We start from the raw sequence: 20,699 nt of genomic DNA on the forward strand, positions 1-20,699 counted from the left end.
ACCGCTCCAGGAGTGCCGGCACGTCGCTGCCCTTCACCTGATGCCGCGAGATCCGCTCGCCGCGACCCGGCGACAGCGACGTCACCAGCCAGGTGGAGCGGCTCAGCTCCAGCGACACGAAGATTGCGTTCAGCTGCGTGCTGACGGCGGCATGGCATGAGACGGACACGGGCACGGGCAACCTCCTTCACGACAAAGCGGGAAGGTCAGTCTGCCTCAACCGGCGCCAGCCCGCGCCCATGGGATCTTTTTACCCGCAGGCTCGATGCCGTGCGGTGCGCCTTCAGGTAGGTGGCGTCGATCATAACCGTCTTCGGCTCGGCGCCTGCCGCCGCCAGCCCTTCCATCATCCGCGTGAACACGCCTGCCTCACCCCAGCGCTTCCACCGGTTGTAGAGCGTCTTGTGTGGCCCATAGGCGCTGGGCGCATCTCGCCAGCGCAGCCCATTGCGGTTGACGAAGACGATGCCGCTCAGAACCCGTCGGTCGTCCACCCGCGGCCGGCCGTGGCTCTTGGGAAAGAACGGCCGCAGCCGCTCAATCTGCTCATCCGTCAGCCAAAACAGGTCACTCATTCCGGTCTCCTCGCGGAGCCTGAATCAGATCGTGACGCTCACATCAATGGGTCCTGACCCTAAGCGGCTCGGGACAGCGGCGGGCTGAGCATCGAGCGTAACGGCCGGAGCTGCCCCGGTTTGGTGGCGGGCTCGGTCCAGAGATAGTCGCCGGTGAGGTTGATGTGCTGCCAGCCGAGCGGCGAGAGGTGGGCCAGCATGTCGATCGGCACGGGGCGACCCTGGCGTTTGAGGTGCCGCATGGCGGCTTCAAGGTAGGTCGTGTTCCACAGCACGATCGCGCCTGCGACGAGGTTGAGGGCGCTCGCGCGATGGCTCTGCGCCTGAAGGCCGTGGTCGCGCAACCGACCTGCGCGATGGAAGAAGATCGCCCGCTTGAGCGCGTTCTCCGCCTCGCCCTTGTTCAGCTCGCGGGTAGCGCGACGCCGCTCGTCGGGGTGCTCGATCCAGTCGAGCGTGAACAGCGTGCGCTCCATGCGCCCGATCTCCCGCAGCGCGAGCGCCAAGCCGTTCGCGCGCGGGTAGGAGCCGAGCCGCTCCAGCATGGCAGACGCGCTGGTGGCGCCCGTGCGGACCGAGGTCATGAGACGGAGCACGTCCGTCCAGTGGGCCGTGATCAGCTCTTCGTCGATCGCCTCGCCGACGAGCGGCGCGATGTCCGGTCCGGGGTCGAGGCCCTTAAACAAGTGGAGCCGTCTGGCAGACAGGTTCGGGATCCTCGGCGCGAACAGGAAGCCCATCCCGTGACACATCGCGAAGACGTGGTCCGACACCCCGCCGCCGTCCGTGTGGTGCCGCTCGATGCTGAGGTCGGCCCCGTGGTGGAGCAGGCCGTCGAGCACATGGGCGGCCTCGCCGGCACCGGCCGAGATCACCTTGGAGTGGAAAGGCGCGTAGCGGTCGGACACGTGCGTGTAGAACGAGGCGGCCGGCTCCGAGCCCTTGTGCGGGTTGACGGCCCCGGTCGCCTGGGCGCGACGGTTGAGCGGGAAGTGCTGCCCGTCCGAGCTCGACGACGCGCCCGACCCGAACAGGGCCGCGAGCGGCATCCGGTGCTGCGCGTTCACCAGCCGGGCGAGCGCCGTGCCGTAGGTCTCCTCGCGCAGGTGCCAGGACGACAACCAGCCGAGCTGGCGCTGGCTGACCAGGTCGCACGCTTCCGCCATGCGCGCGTGGCCGAGGTTGGTCGCGTCGGCCAGCACCGCGGTGAGCACCGCGCGCGGGTCGTCGTGAGTGCGACGCGTGGTCAGGTGCGTGAAGCAGCCGGTGAACCCCGTCCAGCGGTCGACGTCGGCGAGGAGGTCGGTCACGCGGATCGGCGGCAGGTGCGCGTACAAAGGCGCGAGCGCGCCTTCCGCTTCGTCGGGCGTGCTCGCCTTCAGCGGCGAAATGCGCAGCCGCCCTGCCCGTAGCGACACGTCCTCGAGCGCGTCGGCACCGACCTTAGTCGCCACCTCGCCCAGACGGCGGGCGAGGACCTCGCGCTTCCCGGCCAGCCACTCGGCCGCGGATCCCGGCAACGGCACCGGCAGTGGTCCCGCCTCCCGCATCGCGGCGAACACGGGCGCGGGGATGAGCTGCTGCGCGACCGCGCGATAGCGGCGGCTTCCTTCCACCCACATGTCGCCCGCGCGCAGCCGGTCGCGCAGCTCGGCCAGCACGCAGAACTCGTAGGTGCGCCGGTCCATGCCATCCCGACCGATGCGACGTCGCCAGGTCTGGCGAATGAAGCCGACGGGCGCATCGGCCGGGAGCTTGCGCAGGCGACCGGTTCCGAGCAGTCGCACAATCTCAACACCGCGCGCGAGCGCCAAGCAGGCCGGCACCGCCCCGAACGTGAAGGCTTGCACGAACGCGGGGCCGATCTGGCGCAGGATGGGGAAGTTGGACCGGGCGAGCTCGACAGGGTCGAGCGGGTCGGGCCGGACCAGGCGCTTCGCCTCCTCCACCTCAGAGCCGAGCTCGTCCCAACCAATGACGCGCTCGACCGCGGCGAGCGGGTCGTCGCCGTTGCTCCGCGCGGCAAGGAGCGCGTCGCTCAACCGCGCGAGCAGCCTGATCTTGGCCGTGATGTTGCGCCGGTCGCGCTTCAGCGCGGCTTCCTCGCGCCGTTCGACGCGGCGGAACATTTGGCCGAACAGCCGCTCGAACATGAGAACCGCGTCGTCGGTCAGCGTGACCTGCGTCTCCAGCGCGGTCGCGACCAGCACCGCACGACGTCGAGAGGGGTTTAAGGTGGCGAGGTGCTGGGCGGTGAGCCGCGCGCCCTCGCCCGTGAGCCGCCGCAGGCGCTCGGGATGCACGGCGTCGGTCAGTGCTGGGTTGAGCCGGAGCACGCGTAAGGCGGCGAGCCGATCGAGGATAGCCGAGAACGCGCGCCGGCCCGGTCGCCCAGGCGGCTGTCGCACCCAGGCGAGTACGCTTGTCCTCGCCGTTGCGTGGGGCACGAGCAGTCCTTCCAGCCCGTCGCGCTGCTCTGCGGTGAGTTTTCGGGTAAGCAGCTCGGCGACGTGGCGTTCGGCGTCGAGCAGCGCCCGGGCCACCATGCGCTCGACCAGCGTGATCCCGGGCACGATGATCTGTCGCCTGCGGAACTCGTCCAGGAGCATGCGCGCGAGCTCGGCGCCGCCCGTCGTGGCGAGTGCGGCCGGCAGCAGCCATGCTTGCAGCTCCGCCCTTGCCGGACGGCTGAGCTGCCGGAACCCGAACACGTCGCGCAGCGTGTCGAGGTGCTCGTAGCGGGTCGGCCCGCGCGACGCATAGCCGGCGAGCGCCTCCGGATCGACGTCGAGCTGGTCGGCGACGAACGCGAGCGGCGCGTTTGGGATCAGCTCCCCCGGCCGGAGCAGCCGGCCGGGATAACGGAGCGCGCAGAGCTGGACGGCGAAGCCGAGCCGGTTGTGCGGACGCCGCCTGCTGACGATGACGCGCAGATCGTCGGCGCTCAGCGTCCAGTGCCGGACCAGGTCGAGTTCAGTGTCGGGGAGAGCGAGTAGCGCGTCGCGCTGCCCCTCGGTGAGAACAGCGCGATGCGGCACTGGATCAGGCCTTGGCTGAGGCGGTCCAGCCCACCCGTTCCAGTGTGTCGAGCAGGGTCGACCGAGCCACCTTGAAGGAGCGGCAGACCGATGCTTTGCTGGCACCGCTATCGAGCGCGGCCCTGATCTGCTCGATCTGCTCGGGATCGATCGTGGGCGGCCGCCCGCCTTGCCGCCCGCGACGCTTCGCGGCTGCTAGCCCGGCGATGACGCGCTCGCGGGTTAGAGCACGCTCATACTGCGCGAGCGCGCCGAAGATGGAGAACTGATCTTCCCCCGGTTCAGCGGACACGCTGGATTAGCCGGTTACCCGCTGCTCGGCTTGTTCGGGGGTTAGATACCCGAGGGCCGAGTGCATGCGGTGTCGATTATAGTATCCCTCGATATATCCGAACAGCGCCTGTCGCGCTTCGATCCGGGTCGCCCACCGGCATTGATGGACCAGTTCGACTTTGAGGGTGTGGAAGAAGCTCTCCATCGGGGCATTGTCATAGCAATTGCCGGTGCGGCTCATCGAGGGCACTGCGCCAATCGTCGCCAGATAGTCGACATAGGCTCCGGCCGCGTATTGCGATCCGCGATCCGAGTGACAGATGAGACCGCCCGTTGGTCGCTGCCGCTGGGTCGCCATCATCAGCGCGGCGAGCGGCAATTCGGTTCGCATATGGTCGCGCATGGCCCACCCGACGATCTTGCGGGTCGCCAGATCGAGCACCGCGGCCAGATACAACCAGCCTTCGCCGGTCGCGATGTACGTGATATCGGCAAGCCAGATCGTATTCGGCGCGGTCGCTACAAAGTTCTGCGCCAACAGGTTCGGCGCGATCGGCAGATAGTGGCGGCTGTCCGTCGTGCACGGCCGGAACCGGCGACCGGCCAGCGCACGGATGCGGTGTCGGCGCATCAGCCGCTCGACGCGGCCACGGCTGCATCGATGACCTTCCGCCCGCAGGGCGGCATGCATCCTGGGTGATCCGTATCGCCCCTGATGCCGTGCCTGGAGCCGACGCACGTCGCCGAGCAGCGCCAGGTTCGCCGTCGTCCGCGTGCTCGGCGCCCGACCGCGCCAGTCGTAATAGCCGCTGCGCGACACGCCGAGCATGCGGCACATGACGTTCACCGGCCAGGTGGACGCATGCTGCTCGATGAAAGCGAACTTCACCGCGGCATCTCCGCAAAGCCTGTCTCGAGCGAAGCCGAGAGGATGCCGACGGCTTTTTTTAGGATGTCGCGCTCCATCCGCGTCCGGTCCAACTCACGGCGTAACCGCGCGATCTCCGACGCCTGATCCGCTGGCGATGCCATCGTCGATACTGGCGGTTTTCCCGCCGGGCTTGCCGGCGGGGGGCCGATCTCCTGCTGCTTGCGCTGCCAGCGACGCAGCATCGTCGGCATGATCCCCAACTCGGCTGCCACCTCGGTCTGCAGCCGGCCGCTCGTCTCCCAAAGCGCCACCGCCTCGCGCTTGAACTCATCCGTGAACCGACGCTTCGTCGTACTCGCCATCATACACCTCCTGGCTCCGCAGAGCCTATCATCGGTGTCCGTCAAACCGAGGGATGATCAGAACAGCAGCTCGCCGTGCGGAGTGGTCGTGTCCATCTGCTCGGTCAGCGACCGGAACGCGACGCCGCGCGCCTTCAGGTCGGTGACGATGCCGAGCAGGTGCGGCAAAGACCGGCCGAGCCGGTCCAGCTTCCACACCACCAGCATGTCGCCGGCCTTCAGGTATTCAAGGCAGGCCTTCAGCCCCGGCCGGTCGTCGCGCGCGCCGGATGCCTTGTCAGTGTGAAGGTGCCGCTCGTCGACCCCGGCCGCGACGAGCGCGTCGCGCTGAAGACCGACCGACTGGCGGTCATCGGCCGAAGACACGCGCATGTAGCCAACCAGCATGTGCGGAAAACCTCGAATCCAGAGTTCCCGTGCAGCTTAGCATTGCGACAGGGTTTGTCGCGCAGAAAAGGCCGGTTCGCGATAGGCCGAGCCGAGGTGGTCGGCCAGGGTGTCGGCAAACATGTGATTGACGACAGAATGCAACTTAAGAGCTACTGGCAGCAGTCGACCAACTCAAGTCGTTCTCCGACGCTCGGGGAATGACCGCTCCTGCCAAAAATGGCCGTTCGGGTTTCGTTCAACCGCAGAGTCGCGGAGCGCCCGATCGGTGTCCTTCAATTTCTGAAGGCATGATCTCGAAACCAGTTATTCATTCAGGAGGTGGAATTACGCGCTCGCGGCTGGAGCCAAGTCACTGAGCGATCGTCAGATCCCAAGACGAAGGGGTAAGAGGCCGTGAGACGACAGCGGCAGAGCGTCCCTCGTCCGCCCGTAAAGTTTAAAATCGGCCGTGAGATGTGAATGGCTCGCTACCAAACAGGGGGCATGTTCAGTCGGCGGGCTATGGCGCTCCGCAAGGCCGCAGGCGATAGCGCGATACCGCGATCGCACCGTAAAAAATGGTTAGCAGCGCGAGATTGATCAACGCACCTCGCTGCTCGACCAGCGTTGCGCCCATCTGGTTGACGCCAACCATCAGTTTGATTCCCGGCGTCGTCGGCAGGAGGCGCGCCAACAGCGATAGCCAGTGCGGCGTCGCCTCGCTTGGCCAGGACAGACCGGACAGGAAGAAGATCGGGACCGAGGTGACGATCCACAACTGGATGGGGCGCTCACGCGTGCGGAAAAAGCTGGCGAGCGCCAACGCGCCGGCGACCGTCGCGGATATGAACAGCGTTGCGGACACGACCAGCGTCAGCGGATCGGCAGCCCCGCGCGGATAATCCTGAAACCAGAAGACGAAACCAGTGAAATAGGCGATGTCCGCGCACCCGATGACGAGAAAGGCCAGCGCGATGCCGAGCAGGGTGCGTGGCGCGAAGCTGAGCGTTCCCTGGCGCTCTCGCATCGTTGCGGCAAGCACGGTGAGCCCCATCAACAAGGTCTGCTGGATGATGAGAAAGGCGACACCGGGAAAGATCGTGCTGCCGTAGCCCTCGCGGGTGTTGAACAAGGGGCGCTGGATCATCGCCAGCGGGGCGGCGGCCGGCGCCCCGCTGGCCATCGCCTGGGCAACCGCAGCATCGCGTCCGATCTCTCCCAATGCCGCACCAATGCCGGCAAGCGCGGTCGAACTGCGCAGCAGATAGGCGCCGTTGCCATAGAGCGCGACGGTCCCTTGACCGCCGGACAGGATGCGCTGTTCAAAGCCTTGCGGAATCACCACGATCGCGCTCACCCGCCGTTCTTCCAGCCAGCGTAGCGCGACGGCGGGGGACGGGAGCCGCGCGACCACTTCCGCCTGTTGCAACGCGCCGAGCCGGGTCTCCAGCGATCGGCTGGTGGCGCTATGATCCAGATTGACCACCGCCACCGGCATCCGCACCGGCACCTCGCCGGAATAAGCGGTGGGGTAGAAGAAGGAATAAAGAAGGCACGACCCGATCAGCAGCATTAGCGCCGAGCTGTCGGCCAGGATTGCGCGGAAGGTGGCGAGGAAGGCGCGGCCGATCATCGTCGCCCCCAGGCTTGCGGTCGGCGTGCAGCCGCCAGGTAAAGCGGCAGCCCGATGCCTGTCCCGACGATCAGGAAGGCGAGCATAGCGAGCAGCTGCCCGGCAGATTTCATCGCGGGCGCGCCCATAATCCATTGTTCCGACAGCAGCTTGGCGAATGCCGAATAGGGCAGGAGCGCACTCCAGATCCGGGCGAAGCTGGAGGCGGATTCGATCGGGAAAATCGCGCCCGCAAAGGCGAAGGAGGCGCCCGCGTAAAGCCCGGCGATCGATAACGTCCTGCCCATCGACAAGGTGAGGCCGACGATCAGCAAGGTCACGCCGATATAGGCGAGGTACATGGCGACATAGCCGATGAGCAGCAGAATCACGCTGCCCGCGACCGGCCAGCCGCGCAGCCCGGCGAGATAGCCGGTGGCCAGCAATCCCCAGCCGGTGAAAATTGCCAGATATGGCGTCAACTTGCCCGCCACTGCGGCGATCGCCCTCCGCCGATCCTCTCCGCCGATCCATGCGCCGATCGTGCCGTCGCGCAACTCGCGGCCCAGTGCGCTCGCGACGGCAACCATGAAGATCAGGTGCAGCAGCGCGGGGTGGATCAGCGCCACGAGTTGCAGTTCGTAGCTGCTCTGCGGATTGAACAGGATGGTGCTCTGCGCGGCAACCGGCGGCCGGCGCACCTGGCCAGGCCCGGCGAGAGCGGCGGCCTGCTCGGTGCCGAGCGTTGCGGCATAGGCCTGCACGACCGCGCCAATCTCGCGCAGGGCTGCCCCCGAAGCGGTCGAATAACTGGCGTTGTAAAAGGTGGTGATGCTGCCGGTCGTCCCGCGCAGCACCGCTCGCTCGGTATCCGCCGGGATCAGCACGACTGCATAGGCGCGGTTGGAGCGTACGATCCGTTCGGCCGCCTGCATATCTGGCACCTGCGCCACGACACGCAGCCCCGGCGCCGCATCGAGCCGGCGGGTCAGTTCACGCGCGACGGCGGTGCCGTCCAGATCGACCACCGCAATCGGCAGGTCGCGCATCACGCCCGCGGAAAACTGGATCGCCACCACCGCCATCAGCAGCAATGGCACCCAGATCACCAGCGCACGGTCCCAGAAACTGGTGGCGAGGAAACGCATTTCCCGGCGAAGCGCGCTGCCGAAGGCGTTTCTCACCCTGTTATGCCGGCCAGTCGAACAGCACGGTCATGCCCGGCCGCAGCGCCACGATTGGCGCGATGGGCATAACGCGAACCTCAAAGCTCTTGATATCGAAGCCGCTCGATTGCCGCGTTGCCCGCCAGGTCGCAAAGTCGCCAGCCGGTGCCGTATAGATCACGCGGAAGCGCGCGCGCAGATCGCCAAGCGCGGGGATTGTGCCGCTCAGTTCTTTGCCGCGGGCGAGGCCGTGGAGCTGATCCTCGCGCACGTTCAGCGTCACCCATGGATGAGCGGTATCGGTGAGCGTGAACACCGGAAAACCCTGCGGCACCAGTTCACCGGGCTGGGCGAGCCGCTTACCGATTTCGCCATCCGCCGGCGCGATGACGCGGGTTTCGTCGGCCGCCGCCTGCACTTCCGCCACCGCGCCGCGCGCTTGTTGCACCTGGCCGCTCGCTGCCTTTTTGTCCTGCGGTCGCGCGCCGGCCAGCGCGAGATCATATTGCGCTCGTGCCGCCTTGGCCTGTTCGGCGGAGGCGACGGCATTGGTGCGGGCCTCGTCCGCTTTCTGACCGGCGAGCACACCCTGTTCATAGAGCTGCTGGGTGCGTGCATAGGTGGTCTGGGCGAGCTCGGCGGCGGCCTTTGCGCGGCGCCACTGTGCCTCCGCCGCGCGGATATCTTCTGGCCGCGCACCTTCGTCCGCCTTGCTTTCCACCGCCTGCGCCGCCACGAGCGCGCCGCCCGCTTGTTCGGACTTGGCGGCAACTTCGGGGCTGGCGATTGTGTAGAGCAATTGCCCTGCCTTCACCGGCTGGCCCTCCTCGACATGGAAGGCGGCGATCCGCCCGGTCACCTTGCTACTGATCCGAAGTGCGCGCGCATCGACCATGCCCTGAAGCTGATCGGGCGCGGGGCGGTAGCTGAGCCACAAACCAAGCGCGAGCAGTGCCGTCACGATAATCGCCGCGATGATCACCATCGGCCGACCGTGCGTGGTGGGCGCGGGCGGGGCAGCGGGTGCTGGCGCGTCGGATGGTGCGGGTGCGTCGGCGGGAATGGCGGCGGGCACGGGGGCCTCGACAGGCGGGGGCGCGTCGTCTTGCGTGGGTTCGGTCATGGGATCACCTTGTCGGCCCGCGAGAGATATTCCGGCATCCGGTCGACCTGCCCGCTCATGCTGAGTAGCCGGGCGAGCGCTTGCACATAGTCATTCGCCGCCTGTGCGCGCTGAATGCGGGCCCGGCCGCGCCCGAGTTGCGCGTCGACCACGTCGAGCGACGTCGCTTGTTGCTCGCGATAGGATAGGGTCTGGAGACGCACATTCTCGTCCGCCGAGACCAGCGCACTGTCGAGGAGCAGGAACCGTTTACGCGCCGCCTCCACGTCATTCCACGCCTTGGTCACGCCGATATCGAGCTGGGTGCGCGCCTCGCGCAGCCCGGCGTCGGCCTGCTCCACTGTCGCGCGCGCGGCCTCCACCTGCTGCTGCCGGCCCGCGCCGGAGATGAGCTTGTATTTCAAGCCGACGCCGATCGACCAATCGGGATCCGTGAGCAGTGAATTGCGTCGGTCGAAATTATATTGCCCAAAGCCGTAGATGGTTGGCCGGAGCTTTGATTGCTGGATCTTCACGCCGGCCTCCGCCTGGTCCTCCAGCGCCCGCAACCGGGCGAGCTGGGGATGTGTGTCCAGCGCGGCGGCCTTGAACGTGGCGAGCGGCGCGAGTGGCCGCGAATCGACCCCGAGCGGACTGATTGGGCGCACCCCCGCCGGCGCGCGCAGTATCCCGGCGAGCGCGGCATTGGCGGTGGCAAGATCGGAAATCGCCTGTGCATAGTCGCGCGCCGCGTCGTCGCGCGCGACCTCCGCCTGCAAGCGTTGCGCGCGACTGATGAAGCGTGCCTGTTCGAGCTTCACCGCGTCGGCAACGTGCCGCTCGAGGCCATCGAGCACATCGCGGCGGATGCCAAGCGCTCGTTCGGCAAGCTGTTGCCCGTAATAGGCCCGGACAAGCTGGACGAGCGCATCGTCGATCGCAATGTCCCGATCCGCCTTTGCCTGCGCGACCTGGGCGCGTGCGCCGGCCTGCGTGCCACTGATCTGCCCGCCGGCGTAGATTGGCAACGTGGCCGTGACGATCGGCCGTGTACTGGTGCGTTCCTGCCTGAACTTCAGCGGATCGGGGATGCCGAAGGCTTCCGCCACAGGTGCCAGCGAGCCGAGAGGCAGATAGAGCGTCTTTTGATATTCCAGCAGTTGCGCCTCGATATCGATATCGGGGCGGCCGAGCGTCCGGGTCGCTCCTTCCTGTGCTTCCTTGCTGCGTATGTTCGCGGCAGAAGCCTCGATCGCGTCGGATCGGTGGAGCAGCCGCTCTTGCGCAGCACCATAATCAAGCGGAAGCGGCAGCACGTCCTGCGTAAACGCCGGTGAGGCGAAAGCCACAATGCAGAGCATCGACCATGGCAAAAAACGCATCGGCAGTATCTCCAGCTACGCCGGCCGGATTGATGCCGATTTTTATCCGTGTAAAGAGTGATTTCGCATGTGGTACGCTCCGCACGACTGGTAGGAAGCTGAATGATCGGTTCATTCTGATGCGCGCCGAGGGCATTATCCCGGATTCAGTCCGTTCCTTCTCTTTTGAAAATGGATTGGGGTGAAACTCGACTTGGATGAGAGGCGCATTTCTGAATGAAAATTGAAAGATAGACATCAGCTTCTCACGTTGTTCTGCCGCGTGCTTCTGGACAGCAATCGACCAGATCTTGCTTGTTTCGGGGGATGACATCGGCAAATTATCGATCGTCCGCTCCTGCCGAAAGCCGCCGTTCTTCGTGCGCTTTTGAATGGCGGGTAAGTCCCAAAATCGGCCATCTTGGATTCGGAACACAGCAATGTATTTCAATGTGTGATCATTAGGTCGCCATCGAACGATATCCGGTAGAAACACCGTTAAGTCGCCTTTGGCACCACAATTTCCCAATGATCTGAGTGCCCACCTTCGTTATGTCGGGCGCGCCAGTGGCGTTGCGACGATACCGCGCTTGCATTGGCCGCGACGGGGTTCCCCGTCGGCGTCGCTGCCCCGTTTTCGAAAACCGCCTGTTCCCGACGTCGCGTCGCTCATCCGGATCGACGCTGGTACGCCGCGCGCGGCACCGCTATCGCGTGATCGATCCCCTTGACGGCATCATCACAGGATAATGGGAGACGATATGGCGACCCCACCCACGCCGCATCTCGCGCAGGACGCGACGACATCGACCAATGCGCGCCTGAAATCGATCATCGGCGGGTCGACCGGCAATCTGGTCGAATGGTTCGACTGGTATGTCTATGCCGCCTTCACCCTGTATTTCGCCCCGCATTTCTTTCCCGGCACCGACCAGACCGCCCAGCTGCTGAGCACGGCGGCGGTGTTCGCGGTCGGGTTCGTCATGCGGCCGATCGGCGCGTGGGTCATGGGCGTCTATTCCGACCGGCACGGCCGCAAGTCGGGGCTGACGCTGTCGGTGACGCTGATGTGTGCGGGGTCGCTGATCATCGCGTTGACGCCGGGCTATGAAACCATCGGCGTCGCGGCGCCCGCGCTGCTGGTGCTCGCGCGGCTGATGCAGGGCCTGTCGGTCGGCGGCGAATATGGCGCCAGCGCGACCTATCTTTCGGAAATGGCCGGCAAGGATCGGCGCGGCTTCTTCTCGTCGTTCCAATATGTCACGCTGATCTCGGGCCAGCTGCTCGCGATCCTGCTGCTGCTGCTCCTCCAGAACGTCATGAGCAAGCCGGCGCTGGAGGAATGGGGCTGGCGCATCCCGTTCGTGATCGGCGCGGTGCTGGCCGTGGTCGTCTTCCGCCTGCGCCGTGGCCTCGCCGAGACGCAGAGTTTCAAGAACGTCAAGGCGTCCGACGCGCCCAAGTCGGGGTTCCTGACGCTGCTGCGCCACCATCCGAAGGAAACCGCTTTGGTCATGCTGCTGACCGCCGGCGGTACGCTCGCCTTCTACGCCTATTCGATCTACATGCAGAAGTTCCTGGTCAACACCTCGGGCTTCTCGAAGGAAGCGGCGACGCAGATCAACGCGGTCACGCTGTTCATCTTCATGCTGCTGCAACCGGTGGCGGGGGCGCTGAGCGACAGGATCGGGCGCAAGCCGCTGATGATCGCCTTCGGCATTGCCGGCGTATTGTTCACCTATCCGATCTTCGCGACGCTGGAGCGGACGACCGACATGTTCACCGCCGGGCTGCTGGTGATGGCGGCGCTGATCATCGTCACCGGCTACACCTCGATCAACGCGGTGGTGAAGGCGGAGATGTTCCCGGCGCATATCCGCGCGCTGGGCGTCGCGCTGCCCTATGCGCTGGCCAACACCATCTTCGGCGGCACGGCGGAATGGGTCGCGCTGAAGTTCAAGGCCGCCGGGTGGGAGCAGGGCTTCTACTGGTACGTCACCGCGATGATCGGCATTTCGCTGATCGTGTATCTGCGGATGCGCGATACGCGCAAGGACAGCCTGATCGCCGAGGATTGATCGGGGAGGCCGCCGGTCGCGAGCCGGCGGTTAGTATCCGTACCCCCGCGCAGGCGGGGGTCCAGAGCCGCTGGCGACGCCGATCGTTACTCTGGACCCCCGCCTGCGCGGGGGTACGCTCCGGGACGGGGTAGGGGGCGTCGCCCTAAACCCGTTCCGCCTTGTTCACCGCATCGGCCGCGCGCAGTCCGGCGAGCAGCTTCATCAGGTGCGCCGCATCGCGCACTTCCACATCAATGGTGTTGGTGTGGAAGGTGGTGTCGCGGTTGTCGAGCCGGAGCCCCAGGATGTTCGCCTTGTGCCCGCCGATCACGGTCGCGACCGCGCCGAGCGCGCCGGGTTCGTTCTTCAGCGTGACCGCGATCCGCGCCGTCGCCCCTTCGGCATTGTCGCCCCAGGTCAGGTCGATCCAATGGTGCGGGTCGATCGCCTCGATCTCGCTGCAACCGATCTCGTGCACTTCGAACCGGCCCGCGCCACGCCGGACGCCGATGATGCGGTCGCCCGGCACCGGATGGCAGCAGGTGGCGAGGTCGTAGCCGACCCCTGCGGTCAGCCCCTTGATCTCGATCGGCGCGCGCTGGGCTGGGATCGGTTCGGCGAGGCGATTGGCGATGACGCCCGGCATCACCGCCTCCATCACCGCTTCCTCGCTCAGCTTGCCGCGCGCCAGCCCTTCGTACAGCGCCGCCTCGTCGGTCAACTTCAGCCGCTTGAGCGCCTCGCCCAGCGCGTCACTGCCCGGCGGGACCGGCAGGCGCGCGATGAGTTCGATGTACAGCTTGGTGCCGAGCGCCACCGTCTCGTCGCGTTCGCGCTGGCGGATATAGCGGCGGATGGCGGCACGTGCCTTGCCGGTGATGGCGAAGTTCAACCAGTTGGCCTGCGGGCGCTGCGCCTTCGACCGCAGGATCTGCACCTGGTCGCCGTTCTTCAGCTCGGTGCGAAGCGGCACGACGCCGCCATTGACCTTCGCCCCCACCGCCTGATCGCCGAGATCGGTGTGCACGGCGTAGGCGAAGTCGATCGGCGTGGCGCCCTTGGGCAGCTGGTGCAGTTCGCCCTTGGGCGTGAAGGCGAAGATGCGGTCGGCATACATCGCCATGCGGGTATGTTCGAGCAGCTCTTCCGGGCTCTCGGCATTGTCGAGGATTTCGACGAGGTCGCGAATCCAGCGGACCTGTGTATCGGGGCGCACCGCATCCTGCTTGTAGGCCCAGTGGGCGGCGAGGCCGAATTCGGCCTGGGCATGCATCTCGTGCGTGCGGATCTGCACCTCGATCCGCATATTCTCGGCATGGATCACACTGGTGTGGAGCGAGCGGTAGCCGTTGCGCTTGGGCGTCGAGATATAATCCTTGAACCGGCCCGGCACCATCGGCCAGCGGCGATGGATGATGCCCAATGCCCGGTAGCATTCCTCCTCGCTGTCGACGATCGCGCGGAACGCGATGATGTCGGACAGCTGCTCCAGCGTGACGTGCCGTTCCGACATCTTGCGCCAGATCGAATAGGGATGCTTGCGCCGGCCCGATACTTCCGCTGCGATGCCGTGGCGGTCGAGCATCGCCTTCAGGTCGCCGCCGATCTTGGCGACACGGTCGCCGCCGCCTTCCTCCAGCTGTTCGAGGCGGCGGGTGATCGATTCATACGCCTCGGGTTCGATCTCGCGAAATGCCAGCGTCTGCATTTCGTTCATGAACTCGTACATGCCGATCCGCTCGGCGAGCGGCGCATAGATATCCATCGTCTCGCGCGCGATCCGCTTGCGCTTCTCGGGCTTCGATATGTGATGGAGCGTGCGCATATTGTGCAGCCGGTCGGCCAGCTTGACCAGCAGCACGCGAATGTCGTCGGACATCGCTAGCAGGAACTTGCGCAGGTTTTCGGCGGCGCGCTCGTTCTCGGTCTGCGCCTCGATCTTGCTGAGCTTGGTCACGCCTTCGACCAGCCGCGCGACATTCTCGCCGAACTTGGCCTGGATTTCCTCGTGCGTGGCGACGGTGTCCTCGACCGTGTCGTGCAGGATCGCGGTCGCGATCGTCTCGTCGTCGAGGTGCAGGTCGGTCAGGATGCCGGCCACCTCGATCGGGTGGCTGAAATAAGGGTCGCCCGATGCGCGCTTCTGGCTGCCATGCGCGTGCATCGAAAAGACATAGGCGCGGTTCAGCAGCGCCTCGTTCGCATCCGGGTCATAGGCCTTGACCCGCTCCACCAATTCATACTGCCGCAGCATGGAATCTAGATGGGGCGGGGCAACGACCGAATGCAACCGTTTTTACGGCGCCTCACGCACTCTTGGCGCGGGTGTTGCATTTGGCGAGCTGTTCGGCGGCGAATGCCTCGCCATTGGCGGTGAAGGCGGTGAGCGTGCCCAGTTCCTTTGCGGCGAGCTGGCACATGGTCAGCGGGCTGCCTTCGGTCCGGGTGGTGACGCAGCGGTCGCCGGCGCATTTCCACGGCGTGCTGCGCGTCATCATCGCCGCGATCGTCGGGGCGGTGGCGGGCACCGCGCTATAGCCGCGCGGCTGTGCGGCGGCGGCGAAGGGGAGGGTGAGGGCGGCGGCGGACAGCAGGGCGGACGTCAGCAAAGCGGGGGTCTTCATGGCGCGCATCTCCGGCGGGTGATTCGTTATGCCGGCGCTAATATACATCGATGTAAGTTGCAAATGGCTATCTTTGCTGCGGATGCGAAAAACGCATTATTTCCCTTACCCCCATGGTTGCGCTAGACCGGCAGGAATGACGACCGCCCTTCGAGAACCGCTGCGCGAACTGGCCAACCATTGCAGCCTGCCCGCCGCGCTGGAGGCGATGGGCGAACGCTGGTCGTTCCTGATCCTGCGCGGGTCGTTCAACGGGTTGTCGCATTTCGAGGAGTTCCAGTCGGAGCTGGGCATCGCGCGCAACATCCTCGCCAACCGGCTGTCGCGGCTGGTCGGGCACGGCATCCTCGAACGGCGTGCGGTCGAAAGCGACCGGCGCAAGATCGAATATCGCCTGACCGAAAAGGGCTATGCGCTGCTGCCGACGATGGTCGCGTTGCGGCAATGGGGCGAGCGGTGGGAGACGGGCGTCGCGGCGACGCCGGTGCTGGTCGATGCCCGCGACCGCCGTCCGATCCAGCCGGTCGCAGTGCACAGCCATGACGGGCGCGTGCTGGGCAAGGGCGACCTGATCTGGTCGCTGCCCGAGGACGTGGTGCGCGATTGACGACCGGCCGGTGATTGCGCCGGCCGGTCGTCACGATTACATGCCTTGCAGCATCTCGATATGATGCTGCACCACCGGCGCGGTGGCGGCGGCGACGGTCTTCAGCGGCGCGGCAGTGCCGTTCTGGGCATAGCCGCTGTGCAGCGCCAGCGCCTGCTGATGCGCGGTCCGCTGCTGGGTGACGTAGAGCCGGTCGCGCGCAGCACCGGTCGCGCGGCGCAGTTCGGCGACCATCTGCGCCTGGGCCGGCTCCAGCTTCGGCGCGGGCACGGCGACACGCGCGGCGGTGGCGGCGCGCTTTACATCGGCGGTGCTCTTCTGGTGATCGCGGATCATCATCGTCGCGAAGTCGCGGATCTTGGCGTCCTTGGTCGATTGCAGCACCAGCTGGCTCGACGTGCGCTCGTACAGGTCGCTGGCACCGGCCTTGGCGACATAGGTGGCGGGCGTCTGCGCCAGCGCCGGGGCGGCGGCCAGCATGGACAGGGTCAGGGCGATCATCATCGGTCGGGCCATCGGAACCTCCTCAACGGGAATAGTTGCGACCCAACGCGATCCGTGCGGCAATGGTCGCACGGAAATCGCGGTAACTGATTTGAATCAGTATGATTTTACGCGGCGGCCACCGGCGCGGGCGCTTCCGCTACCTCCTCCTCGGTGCGATGACCCCAGCGGACCAGCGACCAGGCGCGTTCGTGGAAATAGAAGAGCAGGATCTTGGTGATGACCTCGGTCCCGGCGATCGCACCCGCCAGCTTGGCCGATCCCGAAAAGAACAGCCCCAGCACGAAGGTATCGATCGATCCCACGGTGCGCCACGACACCGCCTTCACGAAACTGCGCGGATGGCTTTCAAGACCCTTGAACAGGAACATGGCGACGACTCCGCCCGCGCGGAATGCGGGGCAGCCATGGGTGCGACAGGGGCTGGGCGGTGCGTAGCGAGGAAAATATGGGGCCGCGCAAGCAACACTTTGTCACAATAGGCGGATCAGCATCAGCAACAGCCCGAACATCGACGCGACCCATACCAGGCTGCGGACATAGGGCACCCCGAACAGGTAGAGCGGGTGATAGACGATCCGCGCGACGAACCACAGCAGCGCGCCGGTCGCGCCCAGCCCCCCGGTCCGCCCGCTGACCGCCAGCGCCAGTGCCAGTGCGATGAACGCCGGATAGGTTTCCTTGAAATTGTCGAGCGCGCGCTGCGCCCGCCCGGCCAGTGCGCCCTTGGGATGCTGGTCCCCGTCGCGCGGACCGGCGTTCCATTTGACGCCCAGCTCGCGCGTCGCCAGCTGCCCCTGCAGCATGAGCGCCACGACCAGCAGCACGACCGACCAGCCGAGCAGGGTGAGTTCGAGGGGCAGGGTGGTCATCGGCGCGCTCCGGTTTTGGTAGCTGCCTATAGCGCCGGGAAGCAGGAAGGGGTTCCGGCCTCCTACCCAACCATACCGTATCCCCGCGCAGGCGGGGATCCAGAGCCAAGCAGACAGACGTCGCGTTTCCTCGCCCTGGACCCCCGCCTGCGCGGGGGTACCGTCGTGCTCTGGTCGGCGTTACCCCGCGCTGCGCCCCGCCGGCGTATTGACGCCCATCGACTGCAGATACTTCTTCACGTTGCGCGCCGCCTGCCGCAGGCGTTGTTCGTTCTCGACCATGGCGATCCGCACATAGCCTTCGCCATTCTCGCCATAGCCGACGCCGGGCGCGACCGCGACCTTGGCCTCGGTCAGCAGCTGCTTGGAAAATTCGAGGCTCCCGAGATGCGCCAGCGCCGGCGGCAGCGGGGCCCAGGCGAACATCGATGCGCGTGGGCTGGGGATGTCCCACCCGGCCCGGCCGAAGCTTTCGACCAGCACGTCGCGGCGCTTGTGGTACAGCTGGCGGTTCTTCTCGACGATATCCTGCGGCCCGTTGAGCGCCGCGCACGCCGCCGCCTGGATCGGGGTGAAGGCGCCGTAATCGAGATACGACTTCACCCGCGTCATCGCCGCGATCAGCTTCTTGTTGCCGACGCCGAACCCCATGCGCCAGCCGGCCATCGAATAGGTCTTGCTGAGCGAAGTGAATTCGATCGCGACGTCCTTCGCGCCCTTTACCTGCAGGATCGACGGCGTCGGGCAGCCGTCATAATAGAGCTCGCTATAGGCGAGGTCGGAGATGACCCACAGCCCATGTTCCTTCGCGAACGCGACGACGCGTTCGTAGAAGGCGAGGTCGACGACCTCGGCGGTCGGGTTCGATGGATAGCCCATCACCAGCACGCTGGGCTTGGGCACCGTAAACGCCATCGCGCGTTCGAGGCTTTCGAAATAATGTTCGTCGGGCGTGGTCGGCACCGCGCGGATCGTTGCCCCGGCGATGATGAAGCCGAACATGTGGATCGGGTAGCTGGGATTGGGCGCGAGGATCACGTCGCCCGGCGCGGTGATCGCGGTCGCCAGGCTGGCCAGGCCCTCCTTCGACCCCATCGTCACCACGACCTCGCTCTCGGGATCGATGTCTACCCCGAAGCGGCGGCCGTAATAATTGGCCTGGGCGCGACGCAGCCCGGGAATGCCGCGCGACTGCGAATAACCATGCGCCGACGGCTTGCGCGCGACCTCGACCAGCTTTTCGATGACGTGGTCGGGCGGCGGCAGGTCGGGATTGCCCATGCCGAGGTCGATAATGTCCTCGCCCCCCGCACGCGCGGCGGCCCGCATCGCGTTCACTTCGGCGATGACATAGGGGGGCAGGCGCTTCATGCGGTAGAATTCGTCGGACATTCTCGTTCCTTTCGTCATCGCCCTTACGCTACGAAGCAACTAACGGGTAGGCCCGCGCGCCCCTGGGAGAAGAAAATGACCGCCGAGTCGAATATGCCGCCCACCACGCCAATGTCCTTGGAGGACCTGCAGCACTGGACGCAGATGCTCGGCCGCGCGCAGCAGATGATGCTGGAACAGGGCATCGACCTGCTGGAACGGACCCCGGCGATCCCCGATCCGACCGGCATGGTGAAGGCGCAGACCGATTTCTGGGCCGACACGATGAAGCTGTGGCAACGCTTCCTCGACCCGGCCAATGCCGAACCGGTCGAGGAATCGCCCGAACGCGCCCGCGACAAACGGTTCAAGGCGAAGCAATGGCATGACGACCCGCTGTTCGCCTTCATCCGCCAAAGCTATTTCCTGGTCGCCGACCATATGCTGAAAAGCGTCGACGCGCTGGACGGCGTGGAGCCCAAGCAGAAAGAACAGCTGCGCTTCGCCACGCGCGGGCTGATCGACGCGATGAGCCCGACCAACTTCCCGGCGACCAATCCGGTCGTGGTCGAAAAGATCATCGAGACGCGCGGCGAGAATCTGCTGAAAGGCCTGCAGAACATGCTGGCCGACATGGCCAAGGGGCAGATGACGCAGAGCGATACCAGCGCGTTCGAACTGGGCCGCAACGTCGCGACCACGCCGGGCAAGGTCATCAAGCGCACCGCGCTCTACGAATTGATCCACTATGCACCGACGACCGAGACGGTCGGTGCGATCCCGCTGCTGATCTTTCCGCCGTGGATCAACCGCTTCTACATCCTCGACCTGACGGCGGAGAAGAGCTTCATCCGCTGGGCGGTCGAACAGGGCCTCAGCGTGTTCGTCGTGTCGTGGAAGTCGGCCGATGCGTCGATGAAGGACGTGACGTGGGACGATTATGTCGTGCGCGGGCAGATCGACGCGATCGACACGGTGCGCGATCTGCTGGGCGTCGAATCGGTCCATACCATCGGCTATTGCGTGGCGGGCACGACGCTGGCCGCGACGCTGGCGCTGCTGGCGGCGCGGGGCGAGGCGGCGAAGGTCGCCACCGCCACCTTCTTCACCGCGCAGGTCGACTTTTCGCAAGCCGGTGAACTTTCCCTGTTCGTCGACGACGAACAGCTGAAACTGATCCGGCAGGTCGGGCAGGACGGCTATCTCGACGGGCGCTACATGGCGGCGACGTTCAACCTGCTGCGCGGGCGCGACCTGATCTGGAACTACGTCACCAACAACTATCTGCTCGGCAACGATTATGCGCCGTTCGACCTGCTCCACTGGAATGCCGATGTCGCCAACCTGCCGGCGAACTGGCATCTGGGCTATCTGACCGACCTGTATCGCGACAACCGGCTGGTGCAGGCCGGGTCGATGACGGTCGACGAGGTGCCGATCGACCTCTCCACCGTCAAGACGCCGGCGTATATCCAGGCGGGGCGCGAGGATCATATCGCGCCTGCCGAAAGCGTGTGGAAGGTGACCGAGCATTTCACCGGTCCGCTGCGCTTCGTGCTGGCGGGATCGGGGCATATCGCCGGCGTGGTCAACCCGCCCTCGGCCGGGAAATATCAGTACTGGACCAATGACGAAGCGGCCGATTCGCTGGAGGCGTTCGTCGCCGGGGCGAAGGAAACCAAGGGGAGCTGGTGGCCGGACTGGCGCGCATGGATCGCCGCGGCCGATGGCGCGACCGTTCCGGCCACCGGCGCGCGGGTGCCGGGCGAGGGCGCGATGCCGGCCTTGTGCGATGCACCCGGCGAGTATGTGCGGACGCGATAACGCGCGAATACTGTAGCGTAACTTTATGCTGCGCTGCACAAAATAGCGTCTTGAAAGTGAAACCGGCCTCCTCTATTTGGTGCGACGCAGCAGTAGCAGATGGAGGAT

Annotated in this window: 16 protein-coding genes and 4 pseudogenes; 3 read left to right on the forward strand and 17 right to left on the reverse strand. The window is 65.9% G+C overall.

Annotated features, from left to right (window positions below):
• The 11 genes and pseudogenes from AVT10_RS18055 to AVT10_RS18060 all read right to left on the reverse strand — a co-directional run.
• Positions 1–175 (reverse strand): annotated as a pseudogene (locus AVT10_RS18055) (IS110 family transposase); the annotation flags it as partial.
• 55 nt (positions 176–230) lie between these two features.
• Positions 231–575 (reverse strand): annotated as a pseudogene (locus tag AVT10_RS03270) (transposase); the annotation flags it as partial.
• A 59-nt stretch (positions 576–634) separates the two neighbouring features.
• Positions 635–3,613, reverse strand: coding sequence for a Tn3 family transposase (locus AVT10_RS03275; RefSeq protein WP_066688347.1), 2,979 nt, complete (start codon positions 3,611–3,613; stop codon positions 635–637).
• A 4-nt stretch (positions 3,614–3,617) separates the two neighbouring features.
• Positions 3,618–3,905, reverse strand: coding sequence for a helix-turn-helix domain-containing protein (locus AVT10_RS03280; RefSeq protein ID WP_084401278.1), 288 nt, complete (start codon positions 3,903–3,905; stop codon positions 3,618–3,620).
• A gap of 6 nt (positions 3,906–3,911) precedes the next feature.
• Positions 3,912–5,119: pseudogene (locus AVT10_RS03285) on the reverse strand (IS3 family transposase).
• Positions 5,120–5,179: 60 nt separating this feature from the next.
• A pseudogene (locus AVT10_RS03295) lies at positions 5,180–5,506 on the reverse strand (recombinase family protein); the annotation flags it as partial.
• A gap of 502 nt (positions 5,507–6,008) precedes the next feature.
• The gene (locus AVT10_RS03300; protein WP_066688351.1) at positions 6,009–7,121 is read right to left on the reverse strand and encodes an ABC transporter permease; all 1,113 of its coding nucleotides are present in this window, start codon (positions 7,119–7,121) and stop codon (positions 6,009–6,011) included.
• On the reverse strand, positions 7,118–8,248 hold the full coding sequence (locus AVT10_RS03305; protein ID WP_066688353.1) for an ABC transporter permease: 1,131 nt from the start codon (positions 8,246–8,248) through the stop codon (positions 7,118–7,120). The genes AVT10_RS03300 and AVT10_RS03305 overlap by 4 nt, the downstream gene beginning before the upstream one ends.
• A gap of 40 nt (positions 8,249–8,288) precedes the next feature.
• Entirely contained in the window at positions 8,289–9,389 is a 1,101-nt protein-coding gene (locus AVT10_RS03310) for an HlyD family secretion protein (RefSeq protein ID WP_198158488.1), read from the reverse strand.
• Positions 9,386–10,750: a TolC family protein gene (locus AVT10_RS03315; RefSeq protein ID WP_066688357.1), complete on the reverse strand. Its 1,365-nt coding sequence runs from the start codon at positions 10,748–10,750 to the stop codon at positions 9,386–9,388. Before AVT10_RS03315 ends, AVT10_RS03310 begins: the two co-directional genes overlap by 4 nt.
• Positions 10,665–11,180: a hypothetical protein gene (locus AVT10_RS18060; RefSeq protein ID WP_157092674.1), complete on the reverse strand. Its 516-nt coding sequence runs from the start codon at positions 11,178–11,180 to the stop codon at positions 10,665–10,667. Before AVT10_RS18060 ends, AVT10_RS03315 begins: the two co-directional genes overlap by 86 nt.
• A 310-nt stretch (positions 11,181–11,490) precedes the next feature.
• Between AVT10_RS18060 and AVT10_RS03320 the strand changes: the two genes are divergently transcribed.
• Positions 11,491–12,807, forward strand: coding sequence for an MFS transporter (locus AVT10_RS03320; protein WP_066688359.1), 1,317 nt, complete (start codon positions 11,491–11,493; stop codon positions 12,805–12,807).
• Positions 12,808–12,952: 145 nt separating this feature from the next.
• Here AVT10_RS03320 and AVT10_RS03325 read toward each other — a convergent pair whose 3' ends face one another.
• Positions 12,953–15,043 (reverse strand): RelA/SpoT family protein, encoded by a 2,091-nt coding sequence (locus AVT10_RS03325; RefSeq protein ID WP_066688361.1) that lies wholly within the window; start codon positions 15,041–15,043, stop codon positions 12,953–12,955.
• Between the two features lie 52 nt (positions 15,044–15,095).
• On the reverse strand, positions 15,096–15,413 hold the full coding sequence (locus AVT10_RS03330) for a CC_3452 family protein (RefSeq protein WP_126015021.1): 318 nt from the start codon (positions 15,411–15,413) through the stop codon (positions 15,096–15,098).
• Positions 15,414–15,549: 136 nt separating this feature from the next.
• On the opposite strand from AVT10_RS03330, the gene AVT10_RS03335 reads away from it, so the two are divergent.
• A complete protein-coding gene (locus AVT10_RS03335) occupies positions 15,550–16,020 on the forward strand; it encodes a winged helix-turn-helix transcriptional regulator (protein ID WP_066688365.1) in 471 nt (156 codons plus the stop codon).
• A gap of 36 nt (positions 16,021–16,056) precedes the next feature.
• Here the strand turns inward: AVT10_RS03335 and AVT10_RS03340 are convergent, their stop codons facing one another.
• The 4 genes from AVT10_RS03340 to AVT10_RS03355 form a co-directional block, all read right to left on the reverse strand.
• Positions 16,057–16,536, reverse strand: coding sequence for a DUF4142 domain-containing protein (locus tag AVT10_RS03340; protein ID WP_126015016.1), 480 nt, complete (start codon positions 16,534–16,536; stop codon positions 16,057–16,059).
• 95 nt (positions 16,537–16,631) lie between these two features.
• Positions 16,632–16,895: a DUF2061 domain-containing protein gene (locus AVT10_RS03345; protein WP_066688367.1), complete on the reverse strand. Its 264-nt coding sequence runs from the start codon at positions 16,893–16,895 to the stop codon at positions 16,632–16,634.
• Positions 16,896–16,997: 102 nt separating this feature from the next.
• On the reverse strand, positions 16,998–17,396 hold the full coding sequence (locus AVT10_RS03350) for an MAPEG family protein (protein WP_066688369.1): 399 nt from the start codon (positions 17,394–17,396) through the stop codon (positions 16,998–17,000).
• A 180-nt stretch (positions 17,397–17,576) separates the two neighbouring features.
• On the reverse strand, positions 17,577–18,788 hold the full coding sequence (locus AVT10_RS03355) for an LL-diaminopimelate aminotransferase (protein ID WP_066688371.1): 1,212 nt from the start codon (positions 18,786–18,788) through the stop codon (positions 17,577–17,579).
• 75 nt (positions 18,789–18,863) lie between these two features.
• On the opposite strand from AVT10_RS03355, the gene AVT10_RS03360 reads away from it, so the two are divergent.
• On the forward strand, positions 18,864–20,591 hold the full coding sequence (locus AVT10_RS03360; RefSeq protein ID WP_066688372.1) for a PHA/PHB synthase family protein: 1,728 nt from the start codon (positions 18,864–18,866) through the stop codon (positions 20,589–20,591).
• Positions 20,592–20,699 lie beyond the last annotated feature (108 nt).

This window comes from Sphingomonas hankookensis (assembly GCF_001619955.1).
Lineage (GTDB): Bacteria > Pseudomonadota > Alphaproteobacteria > Sphingomonadales > Sphingomonadaceae > Sphingomonas > Sphingomonas hankookensis_A.

What these genes read in the sequence shown, in the direction of transcription:
- AVT10_RS03310 (WP_198158488.1), bottom strand. Translation starts at nt 9,389, where the DNA reads ATGACCGAACCCACGCAAGACGACGCGCCCCCGCCTGTCGAGGCCCCC.
- AVT10_RS03330 (WP_126015021.1), bottom strand. Translation starts at nt 15,413, where the DNA reads ATGAAGACCCCCGCTTTGCTGACGTCCGCCCTGCTGTCCGCCGCCGCC.
- AVT10_RS03360 (WP_066688372.1), top strand. Translation starts at nt 18,864, where the DNA reads ATGACCGCCGAGTCGAATATGCCGCCCACCACGCCAATGTCCTTGGAG.
- AVT10_RS03315 (WP_066688357.1), bottom strand. Translation starts at nt 10,750, where the DNA reads ATGCGTTTTTTGCCATGGTCGATGCTCTGCATTGTGGCTTTCGCCTCA.
- AVT10_RS03320 (WP_066688359.1), top strand. Translation starts at nt 11,491, where the DNA reads ATGGCGACCCCACCCACGCCGCATCTCGCGCAGGACGCGACGACATCG.
- AVT10_RS03300 (WP_066688351.1), bottom strand. Translation starts at nt 7,121, where the DNA reads ATGATCGGCCGCGCCTTCCTCGCCACCTTCCGCGCAATCCTGGCCGAC.
- AVT10_RS03345 (WP_066688367.1), bottom strand. Translation starts at nt 16,895, where the DNA reads ATGTTCCTGTTCAAGGGTCTTGAAAGCCATCCGCGCAGTTTCGTGAAG.
- AVT10_RS03305 (WP_066688353.1), bottom strand. Translation starts at nt 8,248, where the DNA reads ATGCGTTTCCTCGCCACCAGTTTCTGGGACCGTGCGCTGGTGATCTGG.
- AVT10_RS03335 (WP_066688365.1), top strand. Translation starts at nt 15,550, where the DNA reads ATGACGACCGCCCTTCGAGAACCGCTGCGCGAACTGGCCAACCATTGC.
- AVT10_RS03355 (WP_066688371.1), bottom strand. Translation starts at nt 18,788, where the DNA reads ATGTCCGACGAATTCTACCGCATGAAGCGCCTGCCCCCCTATGTCATC.
- AVT10_RS03350 (WP_066688369.1), bottom strand. Translation starts at nt 17,396, where the DNA reads ATGACCACCCTGCCCCTCGAACTCACCCTGCTCGGCTGGTCGGTCGTG.
- AVT10_RS03325 (WP_066688361.1), bottom strand. Translation starts at nt 15,043, where the DNA reads ATGCTGCGGCAGTATGAATTGGTGGAGCGGGTCAAGGCCTATGACCCG.
- AVT10_RS03340 (WP_126015016.1), bottom strand. Translation starts at nt 16,536, where the DNA reads ATGGCCCGACCGATGATGATCGCCCTGACCCTGTCCATGCTGGCCGCC.